The organism is Nocardia sp. 852002-51101_SCH5132738 (assembly GCF_001665695.1).
Lineage (GTDB): Bacteria > Actinomycetota > Actinomycetes > Mycobacteriales > Mycobacteriaceae > Nocardia > Nocardia nova.
This window is the reverse complement of record NZ_LZML01000123.1, coordinates 59,846-71,652: the sequence shown is the minus strand read 5'-3', so window position 1 is coordinate 71,652 and position 11,807 is coordinate 59,846. Positions and strand designations below refer to the sequence as shown.

At 67.1% G+C, this 11,807-nt stretch carries 8 protein-coding genes; 2 read left to right on the top strand and 6 right to left on the bottom strand.

The genetic code is table 11. The features are described from left to right. Positions 1–176: 176 nt before the first annotated feature. The 3 genes from A5789_RS18150 to A5789_RS18140 all read right to left on the bottom strand — a co-directional run bounded on the left by A5789_RS18150 (position 177) and on the right by A5789_RS18140 (position 3,743). Positions 177–1,769, bottom strand: coding sequence for a DUF5685 family protein (locus A5789_RS18150; RefSeq protein WP_064906772.1), 1,593 nt, complete (start codon positions 1,767–1,769; stop codon positions 177–179). Between the two features lie 111 nt (positions 1,770–1,880). Beyond that, positions 1,881–2,480 (bottom strand): TetR/AcrR family transcriptional regulator, encoded by a 600-nt coding sequence (locus A5789_RS18145; protein ID WP_030514254.1) that lies wholly within the window; start codon positions 2,478–2,480, stop codon positions 1,881–1,883. Positions 2,481–2,570: 90 nt separating this feature from the next. Continuing rightward, positions 2,571–3,743, bottom strand: coding sequence for a glycoside hydrolase family 3 N-terminal domain-containing protein (locus A5789_RS18140; RefSeq protein ID WP_064906773.1), 1,173 nt, complete (start codon positions 3,741–3,743; stop codon positions 2,571–2,573). Positions 3,744–4,245: 502 nt separating this feature from the next. On the opposite strand from A5789_RS18140, the gene A5789_RS18135 reads away from it, so the two are divergent. Both A5789_RS18135 and A5789_RS18130 read left to right on the top strand, forming a co-directional pair. Then, positions 4,246–5,511, top strand: a complete 1,266-nt coding sequence (locus tag A5789_RS18135) for a hypothetical protein (RefSeq protein ID WP_064906774.1) — start codon at positions 4,246–4,248, stop codon at positions 5,509–5,511. Then, positions 5,511–6,848: a lipase family protein gene (locus A5789_RS18130; protein ID WP_064906775.1), complete on the top strand. Its 1,338-nt coding sequence runs from the start codon at positions 5,511–5,513 to the stop codon at positions 6,846–6,848. The genes A5789_RS18135 and A5789_RS18130 overlap by 1 nt, the downstream gene beginning before the upstream one ends. 130 nt (positions 6,849–6,978) lie before the next feature. Here A5789_RS18130 and gnd read toward each other — a convergent pair whose 3' ends face one another. The 3 genes from gnd to A5789_RS18115 all read right to left on the bottom strand — a co-directional run bounded on the left by gnd (position 6,979) and on the right by A5789_RS18115 (position 11,542). Beyond that, positions 6,979–8,007, bottom strand: a complete 1,029-nt coding sequence (gene gnd, locus A5789_RS18125; RefSeq protein WP_030514258.1) for a phosphogluconate dehydrogenase (NAD(+)-dependent, decarboxylating) — start codon at positions 8,005–8,007, stop codon at positions 6,979–6,981. Positions 8,008–8,273: 266 nt separating this feature from the next. Further along, a complete protein-coding gene (locus tag A5789_RS18120) occupies positions 8,274–9,356 on the bottom strand; it encodes a DUF4185 domain-containing protein (RefSeq protein WP_064906776.1) in 1,083 nt (360 codons plus the stop codon). 350 nt (positions 9,357–9,706) lie between these two features. Beyond that, complete coding sequence (locus A5789_RS18115; protein WP_064906777.1) at positions 9,707–11,542, bottom strand: acyl-CoA dehydrogenase; 1,836 nt, start codon at positions 11,540–11,542, stop codon at positions 9,707–9,709. Positions 11,543–11,807 lie beyond the last annotated feature (265 nt).

The window sequence follows — 11,807 nt, the reverse complement described above, 5'->3', positions numbered from 1 at the left end:
ACATCCGAAGAAGGGCTACCCTCATCTGACCGCGACGCTGCGCTGAGCAGCGAACGGCACGAGCAGCCGCCCACCTTCTCGGCGGCCGCATATCGGATCGCATGGGGGATTCGATATGTGGCGGAGGCGAAAAGGTGGGCGGCTGTTGCCGTTCCGGCCGGCGATCGGCGGCCGGGTCAGCAGTTGCAGTCGCAGCCGCAGCAATCGCAGTCACAGTCGCCGCAACTGTTGCAACAGTTGCAGCAATCGCCACAGCCCTCGCAGTCGCAGCAGTCGTCACAATCGCAGTCGCAGCGTTGTATCCAGGCATCCCGGTGTTCACCGCTGCACGGCCGCCGATGCCCGCCACAGCAGGCGTATCCGGTGCAGTACACCCCGCAGATGATCCCGACGCCCTGCCAGAAGGTGGGCCGTCGCGGGGGCTCGTGCGGCGGCTCGTCCGAGGGCGGATACGGATCGCTCGGCGGCCGATCGCCGAACGGCGGCGGAATGTCGTAGGGCTGCACCGGGCTCGCGGGATACGGTCCCTGGTCGGGGTAGGGTGACGGATCGATTTGCGGCCCAGCGGGGTTCGGCTGATACGGCGGCGGCGCCGGATACGTCCCGGGCTGGTAGGGATTCGGCTGATAGGGCTGCTGCGCCGTAACGGCCGCTGCGGCTGCCGAGGGCCGAATGTGCCCGGCCGCCACAGGGTAGCCCAGCAGCTGTACTGCGGCGTCGGCATCGGCGCCGTCGGAAAGCGTTCGGCCGCCGCGTTTTCCGCAGCCGCAGGCAGCTTTCGCGTCGCCGCATGCTACGGCCGCGGCTCGGCCCAGCTTCCGGACGACACCGCGCAACGGATCGAGCAGCAGCCAGCGGACGGCGGGAACGTGGGCGAGCTTCGCCTGGTGTAGCGCGCGGCGGATTTCGGCGTCGGATTCACGCAGCAGGCCGTGCGCCTCTTCGGCGCTCACTCCGCTGGCGAGCAGCGGGTTGAAGCGATTCCGGCGGCGGTCGTCGTCCAGATCTTCGATGGCGTCGGCCAGGTGAGCGATGCGGCCGAAATGCCATCCGGCATCTCGGAGCGCCGGCGTGTTCTCCGGTCGGCCCGCCAGCACCGCGCTGTGGGCGAACAGTTCCGCGGCACACATCTGTGTCGGCTCGGTGAGTGTGGCGAGCAGCTCGGCCGGTGTGGAACCGATTGTCCGCGTGTCGCTTTCGATGTCGGAGCCCCGGGAGTCGATCGCGGCAGCCCCGCGCCCGTGTGCCGCCTGCAAACGCGGTTGCCCGCCGCACGCCGTGTGAATCCACACCGCCTGTTCGAGTTCCGCCTGGCGGCCGATCGCGGCGATCAGCGGTTCGATATCCAGCCCGATGTCGGCGGCGTTCGCGCGCGCCGAGGCGAACCAGCGATCGGCCACCTTCCGCATGGGCCGCCGGACCAGCGGGCCCGCATCGCCGTCGTCGGCGTGGTCGCGAATCTTGGCCGCTCCCAGCAGGAGTGACGCGGTGGTCGCCAGCCGCACCCCGGGGGATTCGGCCGCGGCGACCGAGGCCCGCTGCATCCCACGCAGCGCGCACGGTCCGGCCGCGGTTCGCGCGGACTCGCCGGCCTGTGCTTCCGTCAGCACGTTCAGCACGATCGCATCGGTATTGGTCGCGGTGCGGGCCAATTGGCCGTGCCCGTCGCGCAGGCCCAGGCACAGGCCGCACATATGCGTGCGCCAATCCGCCGCGTCCAGGCCGTATTTCGCCGCGCTGTGCGCGCACGGCGTGAGAAGTCCGAACAATTCCGCCCCGTTGAATCGGCGGCCGCATCGGCAATCCGGCCGTCTGTTGCAATCCGCACTCTGGCAGGTGCCGACGGCGCCGCGCAACTCGGACCGCGCGATTCGCCGGTACTACTCGGCCTTCTTCTTACCGGCCAGACCGCGCCAGGCCAGATTGTCCAGCAGGTCGACCGCGCTGGCGACATCCACCTCACCGCTGGCGATCCGGTCGGCGATCGCCTCGCCCGCGCCGATCACCGCCACCGCGACGATGTCGAAATCCGTTCCGGGCTCGGCGTATTTGGCACTCGACTCGAGCAGTTTCGCGGTCAGTTCGATGATGCGCTCGCGACTGTTCGCGATTTCGGAGGCGAACGGCTGCTGCCCGAGGGCCTGCCGATACAGCACCGACCACGACAGCCGGTTGTTGTCCACATAGGACAGGAATGCCTCGAGCCCGGCCCGCAGCTGCTCGTGCGGGGTGAGCTTGGGGTTGCCGGCCACCGCTACGGCCTCGATGAACCGTGCGCTCTCGCGCTGAATGCAGGCCCGGAACAGTTCGTCCTTGGAGCCGTAGTACAAATACAGCATCGGCTTGGAGATCTTGGCCTCGGCCGCGATGGCATCCATCGACGTGTCGTGATATCCCTTTCGGGAGAAGACCTCGACGGCGGCGTCCAGCATCTGCTGCTCACGAACCGCCCTGGGAAGCCGCTTCGTTCCGCCTGCCATCCACACTCCTAGCCCATATCGAAACCCCTATCTTACTCCAAGGTAAGTTTCGGAGAACAACGAATTGCCGCCGATTCGCCGAAGCCGGGCTCAGCAGGGGAGCTGGATGCCTTTGTACTTGGCCACCCGCAGGACCGAATCGTCGACCTGCTTCATGGTCAGCTTCCCGTCGCGAACTTCCTGCTCGAGCCGGTCGAGCACCGAGCTGACGGCGTCGGTGCTGATCCACAGCGCGTCGTCGGCGCCGGCCTCCAGGGCGGCGGCCACCGCGTCCTCGATGCCCATCCGGGCGGTGATGGCCGCCATGCCGCTCAGGTCGTCGGTGAAGATCGGGCCGTCGTAGGGCTTGGCGTTGTAGCCGGTGCCCTGGCGCAGCAGTGCCATCGCCTGCGGGCTGATGCTCGCCGGAACGTTGGGCGTGGTCAGCCCGGGAACGTCCAGATGGCCGACCATCACCGCGGCGCCGGAGTCGATCAGGTTCCGGAACGGCACCAGATCCACCTGCTGCATCTGATCCAGTGGCGGCGTGCGCACCGCGCCGGTGTGGGAATCGCCGGACCCGTGCCCGTGGCCGGGGAAGTGCTTCATCACCGCGCCGACACCGGCATCGTGCATGGCCCGGATGTAGGCGCCGGCGTAGTCGGTGACGACCTGCGGATCCTGCGAGTAGGACCGGTCGCCGATCACCGCGTCGTCGGGCTCGTCGCTGACGTCCACGTCGGGCGCGAAGTCGACGGTGATGCCGAGCTTCTTCATGGCCTGCCCGCGGGCCAGGCTCTGCTGGTAGTACTCGTCGGTCGACATGGTCTGCGCGGCGACCCGGGCCGAGGGCGCCTGCCCGATCAGGTTCTGCAACCGCGAGACCCGGCCGCCTTCTTCGTCGATGGTCACCATCAGTGGTGTGCGCGCGGCGGCCTTCACCTGGTCGAGTCCCTGGCCCGACAGCATGGACTGGTCGGTCCAGCTGCCGACGAAGATGCCGCCCACCTGTTCCCCGCGCACCACCTGTTCGGCGTCGGCGGCGTTCTTGACGCCCACGGTGAGCAGCTGCGCCAGCTTCTGCCGCGTGGTGAACTGCGCGAGATAGCCTGCGGCGCAGTCCTGCTGGTTACCGGTGGTGGTGGTCGCGGGGGTGGCGCCCGTCGTGCCCGGTGCGGCGCTGGGGCCGGTCGTGGTGGTGGTGGAGGTGGAGCCCCCACCGCCGGAGCACCCCGCGAGGGCGACTGCGGCTACTGCGAGGACGATCCCGGCAACGTTGCGCATGGACCGACCGTAGCCGTTCGAGGCGCCGGAACCTACCCGTGGTCGCCGACCGCGCCCCTGCCCCGGAAGCCGCACACCGGGCCCGGGCCACCGGAACTCGTTCCGCCCGCCGCGTCCCACGTTGTCGATGGTTGAAAAGCACCGCCGCCGGTAATACCGAAGTTATCGAATTGTGATATCGGTCATCCGATTGGTGTTCGCCTCGGACTGCTTCCGTAACCGATGCAGTCCGAATAAACGGTCAACTACCAGCTAATTCCATCCGGCAATAGAAACAGAATGTCGACGCCTGCTCCGGTCGGGATCGGGTGGCAGCAGCAGCCGCGATTGATAATCTCCCGGTAACCTTACGGTCGCTAGTTGGTTGGCGAGTATTCGCGGAGCGTTCCCGCCCTGGTAGCGGACGTAATCGCGTCCTATTGCTTTCGGCTATTGATTAGCTACCGATCCCGGCGGAAATCCGCCGATCCATCATCGAACCGATAGCGGAGGGCTGAGACGTATGCGTATCAGCGCAATTGCGCGCGGCGCCGGATTGATTCTCGCGGCGGTCGTCGGATTGGGCGCACTCGGCGCCGCCCCGGCCGCCGCCGCATCCGATCTCGACCGGTATCTCGACCTGCCGCTGGTCAATCGCGATGCCGCCCACTCGCCCGGTGGGGTGAATCCGGAATTGCCCTACGACCGCGCGGAACTGGGCCGCCTGCTCGACGAGGCGCGGGCCGAGGGCGTGACGCCGACTCGGTACGCCGCACTGCTGTATCAGTACTGGCTGGTGGACGCCACCGAGAAGGCCGGTATCGACCTGCGCAGCTGGGATCCGCGGACCGGCGTCGAGGCCAACCGCGACAATCTGATCAAGTCCTATCGCTACTACGAGAATCTGCAACTCGGCCACCGCGAACTGCAGTGGGCCGGCATGGGCGGTCAGGTCGGCGCCGACTTCGGTGGCGGCCTCGTCGACGCCGAACTGATGGGAACCCTCTACGACCTGCCCGGTATCGCCGACGCCGCACATACCGTCCTCGGCGCCGTCCAGCGCACGGCCGGCCCGGAGGCGGTCGCGATGCTGCCGGAGGGACTGTGTGCGCTGGCCGACGCGGCACCGCGCATCACCCCCGGCGACCTGCACTGGATTCTCGGCATGATCCTGGTGATGCAGAAGAACATCTTCTCCGACCTGATGCCGATGCACGACGCCTACGTCACCGGTGGTCTCGCCGCGCTCGCGGAATTCGAGCGGGCCGGACTGTTCGGCGCCGACATCATGAATGCCTGGCGCGATGTGGCCTCGGGCACGCGCGATCGGATCGCCGCCGGCAATGCGGCCCTGCTGCGCCGGGAACAGCAGTGGGCGATCGGCGCGCAGTGGGACCAGGTGCGCGACTACAAGGGGCCGGTCGGTGCGGCGATCACCTACCTCAGCGGCGCCGCCGGTTCGCCATCGGTGGCCGGTGTCGTACCGCCCCGCGAATTCCGGCCCGTGCGCGTGCCTTTCACCGGCGCCGACGGCCGCCCGATGATCCTCGGCCTGCCGCTGCCGAGCTGGAACTGGTCGGCATTCGACGACCGCTGGGACTACATCACCACCGAACTGCTGCCCAAATACAAGTGGCAGGTCGAAAACAATTGGCCCGCATTGGAAGCCACGCTGCGAACCCCGTACGAGGTGCAGCTGGAATCCCATCGGCCGCTGCTGAACATCCCGCAACTGCTGGGTTCGGCGGCACAGGAAATGACGGTCACACCGGCGGGCCAGGAGGGCTGATGAGAAGGTACACAGTGGCGGCGGCGACCGCCCTTGCGCTGGTCTGTGCCGCCGGCGCCGGAGTGTCCGGAATTGCCGACGCGGAACCCGTTGCGCCGCAGACACCCACTCCGAATCAGGTGTTCAACGGATTCGTCGTCGGCTCGCTCCAGGGCTCCACCCCGGCGAGCCCGCAGGAGGCCTTCCAGGCGCTGCGGGCCGACGATCCGTTCTATCGGGAACCGCCGCTGACCGGTACGGAGAAGCCCGGCACGGTGCTGAAGGCCAAGAAGGTCGACGTGATGTTCACCGGTGTGAAGCCGGCGAATCTCGACGCCTGGAAGCTGATGTACGTCACCACCGAACGCGACGGCGGCACTCCGGCGATCAGCACCGGAATCCTGATGATTCCGCGAGACGGCAAGCCCGCGCACGAGAAGCACGTCGTCTCCTATCAGGAGGCCAACGACAGCGTCGGCTGGAACTGCCATCCCAGCACCCAGTGGACCGGTGGCGATCCGCTGGACGGCGCGTCCTGGTCGGCGCTCGGCCCGCTGGCGCTGATGTTCGGCAAGGGTTACGCAGTGATGATCTCCGACGTCGGCAACGACGCCGACCGCGCCCCGCACGGCGTCTTCGCCGGTAAGTACGCCGCGCACACTCAGCTCGACGGCACCCGCGCGGCGCTGAACTTCCCCGAGGCCGAGTTGAACCCGCGGGCTCAAATCGCGTTGTTCGGGATCGCCGGTGGCGGTGTCGGTGCCGGCTTCTCGGCCGAACTGCAACCCTCCTACGCGCCCGAGCTGAATGTGAAATCCACTGTGCTGGAAGGCATGGTGGTCGACCCGCGCAACTTCATGCGAGTCGCCGACGGATCGGTGGGTTCGGGCTTCGCGTTCGCGACCCTGCTCGGGCTGGAGCCGAAATATCCTGAGATGCGGCTGGATTCGAAGCTGAACCAGGCCGGCCGGGCGGTGGCCGACGTATTCCGCGGTCAATGCCAGGACGCGTACTTCAGCATGCCGTTCGTTCCGCTGCGGGCGATGTTCGACTCGGGGCTGAGTCCCGCCGACGAGCCGGCGTTCCAGCCGGTGTTCGACGACAACCGGCTCGGCCGGTCCGATGCGCCGAAGTCCAAGGTGCTGATCGCCTCGTGCGCGAAGGACGATTCGCCGATGTCGCTGGTCCCGGCGGCCGATTCGCGCGATCTCGCCGAGACCTACCGGGCGCAGGGCACCGACGTCACCTACCAGCCCACGGACTGCTCGATGGTCACCATGCTCACCGACCTCTACGGCTGGGGCACCGACCTGTTCGGCATGCAGACCATCGACTGGCTCGACCGGCAATTCGACTGAGCGGAGACATCATGGCATTCCTCTGGGGACTGGGCTACCTGCTCACCTTCGGACCACTGGCGGCGCTGGACATGGTCGGCCGAGCCGTCGAAAGCCTGAGCTGAACCGGGCGCGAAAACTGCGCCTGCGGCTACGTGCCCGGCAGCTCGTTGTGCCCGCCGAACGCCTTGCGCATGGCCGAGAGCACCTTGTCCGCGTAGAGCGCCTCACCGCGCGAGGAGAACCGCTCGTACAGCGCGGTCGAGAGCACCGGGGCGGGCACACCCTCGTCGATCGCGGCGTGGATGGTCCAGCGTCCCTCGCCCGAATCCGACACTCGCCCACCGAAGCTGGTCAGGTCGGGATCGGCGTGCAGCGCGGCCGCGGTCAGATCCAGCAGCCAGGACGCGACCACCGAACCGCGCCGCCACACCTCGGTGACCTCCGGCACGTCGATGTCGAACTGGTAGTACTCCGGATTCTCCAGCGGGGACACCTCGGCCGAATGCGCGTCGTCGAGTTCCTTGCCGATATTGGCCTTGTGCAGGATGTTCAGGCCTTCGGCGTAGGCGGCCATCGCGCCGTATTCGATGCCGTTGTGCACCATTTTTACGAAATGTCCGGCACCGGCGGGACCGCAATGCAGGTAGCCCTGTTCGGCGGGAGAGGGCTCACCGGTGCGACCGGGGGTGCGCTCGGCGGCGTCGACACCCGGTGCGATCGACTGGAAAAGCGGTTCCAGATGGGCGACCTGCTCGGCCTCGCCGCCGATCATCAGGCAGTAGCCGCGGTCCAGCCCCCACACGCCGCCGGAGGTGCCGATGTCGAGGTAGTGAATGCCTTTGGGCGCCAGGGCCTTGGCCCGCTCGATGTCCTCGTGGTAGCGGCTGTTACCGCCGTCGATGATGATGTCGCCCGGTTCCAGCAGTTCGGCGATCCGGTCGATGACCGCGCCGGTCGCACCGGCCGGAATCATCACCCAGACCACGCGCGGCTTCTCGAGCAGCGCGACGAAGGCCGGGTAGTCGGTCGCGCCCTGGAAGCTGTCGCCCAGTTCGTCGGTGAATTCCTTGATCTGGTCCTCGTGCCGGGAGTATCCGACCGCGGTGTGACCGTCCTTGACGATGCGCCGCACGATGTTGGCACCCATTCGGCCGAGCCCGATCATTCCCAGCTGCATACTCTTCTCCTAGAGTCGTCCGAGCTTCGGCAGGTCCGAGCTCTGCTTGCTGCTGTACCGCGGCGGGAGACCAGCGCCCTGCACCGCCACCGCTCTCGATTGTCCCCGCTGCCCCGATCGAAAATTTCTCCGGTGTCGAAACGAATCGTGTAACACCCCGAGCCCGGTCCCGATAATCAGATCGGCTCCGTGCAGTTGCCAGACCCCCGACCCGGCAACCGCACGGAGCCGTCTTCATGTCCTCGCGGCCTCCGGCTCCCGCACTTCTACAGCGGCGTCTTCATGAGCACGACGTTGTACTGGTTGTGCATGGTGAGCAGGAAGTACAGGTCGCTGCCCGTCTGATACGGGTAGATCATCGGCGCGTACATGGTCGGCAGATCGCGCACGTCGACCAGGACGCGCGGCGCACTCCACGGGCCCTCCGGGTTCGGCGCGGTCCGCATGACCACGGAGTCGAAGGGATCGGTGGTCAGCATCACGTACTGGCCCAGATGCGCGTTCCACTGCACCGACAGCTCGCCCACGCCGCCGACGATCGGCTTGGCGGCGTTGGCGTCCTTCGGCTTCCACGCGCCGCCGTCCCAGTACTCGTAGGCGTCGATATTGGCGATATCGGCTTCCTTGACCCGCGAGATGAATCCGGGCTGGTTGCGGCCCGCCGGGGTGCCGTACTTGTAGACGTAGCCGCCGGCCTTCAGGAAGGCGTTCTGCTGGAAACTCTGGAAGCCGTTCTCGTTGCCGCGGCGGGTGGTCGGCAGCTGCGCCCAGGACTGGCCGTCGTCACCGGAGACGGCCAGGGTGGAGAAGTTGGTGTCCCAGTGTCCGTCCGGGCCCCACTCCCGCACCGACATCATCGACATGTACTGCACGCCGTTGACCGAGATGCCCGCGGTCGGAATGAAACTGATCTCGATGCCCGGAATCTTCGGGCTGGGCAGCGGATTGTCCACGAAGCTCGTGTAGTTCACGCCCGCCGCCGGGTCCGCGTCGGCCGGGCTGCGGAACAGCACGTTCGAGCGCCACGCCCAGATGCTGCCGGCCAGCACGTTCGGCACGCCGAGGCCGGCGGTGTCGCCGTAGGCGGTGATCATCTGCCCGCGCCCGTCGCCCCACATGATGCCGAGGTCGGTGCCCAGCACGTTCTGGTTCTGGGTCCGGTTCGGCGAGGCCATCCCGGTGGCCTGGTAGACCGCCTGTGTCGGGCCCGGGAGCTGCGGCAATCCGTTGATGCCGTTCAGTCCGGGAATCGGATTGATGTTGTTCGGGTCGGCTCCGGCCGGCGATGCCGTCAGGCCCAGCAGCGCGACCGCCGCGCAAGCTCCAGCCAGTGCGGACAGTCGTCTCATATTCCGAATTCCTTCCATGAGTCACGCCGTGGGTATTGTGCCTGCCCTCGGCGGACGGCGTGCTACATGCCGACGAAACTCTCGTCACATCGGCACGGCACGGCGTTGTCTCGGTTGTCTCGGTTTATGTATGGCGCACCAGACCCCGGGGCACTCCAGTGCCGACATTATTACCCGGTCTCGATTCCGGTGCAGGACCGGCGGTCCGGGCGTGCCGTCCGGATCGCTGCCCGGGCCTTCGCATTCGGGACCCGGAGCCCCTTCGCATTCGGGACCCGGAACGGCAGCGGCCCCGCCTCCCGCCGGCGGGAGGCGGGGCCGCTGCATTCACGCGGTGGACGAGGAGGCGATCAGAAGGCCGCTTCGTCGAGCTCCATCACGTCGTTGTCCAGGCTGGACAGCACGGTGCGGGTGGAGGTCAGCTCCGGCAGCACGTTGCGGGCGAAGAACTGAGCCACGGCGACCTTGCCGTTGTAGAAGGCCTCGTCGGAACCGGTGGCGCCGTTGTCGAGGGCCTTGATGGCGACCTCGGCCTGACGCAGCAGCTGCCAGCCGATGAGCAGGTCGCCCACCGCCATCAGGAAGCGGACCGAACCCAGGCCGACCTTGTACAGCTCCTTGGCGTCCTCCTGCGCACCCATCAGGTGACCGGTCAGGGTGGCGGCCATGGCCTGCACATCCTCGAGCGCGGTGGCCAGCAGCTTGCGCTCGCCCTTCAGGCGGCCGTTGCCGGCCTCGGACTCGATGAACTTCTGCACCTGGCCGGCCACGTGGGCCAGCGCCACGCCGCGATCGCGAGCGATCTTGCGGAAGAAGAAGTCCTGCGCCTGGATGGCGGTGGTGCCCTCGTACAGCGAGTCGATCTTCGCGTCGCGGATGTACTGCTCGATCGGGTAGTCCTGCAGGAAGCCGGAACCACCGAAGGTCTGCAGCGAATCGGTCAGGTACTGGTAGGCCCGCTCGGAGCCGACACCCTTGACGATCGGCAGCAGCAGGTCGTTGACGCGGAACGCGAGGTCCTTGTCGGCACCGGAGACCAGCTGAGCGATGTCCTCGTTCTGGTGGGCGGCGGTGTAGAGGTAGATCGCGCGCAGGCCCTCGGCGTAGGCCTTCTGCATCATCAGCGAGCGGCGCACGTCCGGGTGGTGGGTGATGGTGACGCGCGGCGCGGTCTTGTCGGTCATCTGAGTCAGATCCGCACCCTGCACGCGCTGCTTGGCGTAGTCCAGCGCGTTCAGGTAACCGGTCGACAGGGTCGCGATGGCCTTGGTGCCCACCATCATTCGGGCGTTCTCGATCACGTCGAACATCTGCGCGATGCCGTTGTGGACCTCGCCGACGAGCCAGCCCTTGGCCGGGACGCCGTGGCCACCGAAGGTGACCTCACAGGTGGCCGAGACCTTCAGGCCCATCTTGTGCTCGACGTTGGTGACGAATACGCCGTTGCGCTCGCCCAGGGTCCGGTTCTCGAAGTCGAAGTGGAACTTCGGCACGAAGAACAGCGACAGGCCCTTGGTGCCCGGGCCGGCGCCCTCGGGGCGGGCCAGCACCAGGTGGAAGATGTTCTCGAACATGTCGTCGGAGTCACCGGAGGTGATGAACCGCTTGACACCCTCGATGTGCCAGGAGCCGTCCTCCTGCTGGATGGCCTTGGTGCGGCCGGCGCCCACATCGGAGCCGGCGTCGGGCTCGGTCAGCACCATGGTGGCGCCCCAGTTGCGCTCGACGGCGATCTCGGCCCACTTCTTCTGCTCGTCGGTGGCGTTGTTCCAGAAGATCTGGCCGAACGGGCCACCGGCGGCGTACATCGCGACGGCCGGGTTCGAGCCCAGGATCATCTCGTTGAGGGCCCAGACCACCGAACGCGGCGCGGGCAGGCCGCCCAGTTCCTCGTTCAGGCCGACCTTGTTCCAGCCGGCCTCTTCGTAGGCCTTGAAGGACTTCTTGAACGACTCCGGAATAGAGACGCTGTGGGTGTTGGGGTCGAACACCGGCGGGTTGCGGTCGGCGTCGGCGAAGGACTCGGCGACCGGGCCCTCGGCCAGGCGGCGTACCTCGTCGATGATGTTCTTGACCGTGTCGGTGTCCAGGTCACCGTAGGCGCCGGAATCCAGCACCGAGCCGATGCCCAGCACCTCGAAGAGGTTGAACTCCAGGTCGCGGACGTTGCTCTTGTAATGGCCCATCTCTGTTACTCACTCTCCGTTGAGTCGGTGCGGGTCGGTGTGTGCCGTTCCCGCCCATGTGTCTCCACACCGGGTAGTCGAACGGAATATCCGCCTTCTACTCGCGGGTAACTTACAGCGTATATTACCGATGAGTAATGGGGTTGGAAAGCGCTGACCGGGCGATGTGACGAGATGAACACGCGGCCGCCGGCTCACCGCAATCACCCGTCGCGGGTGAGGTGTCCGCGGGTGGTCGCGGGCAGGGTGTCGGCAGGGTAGTTCA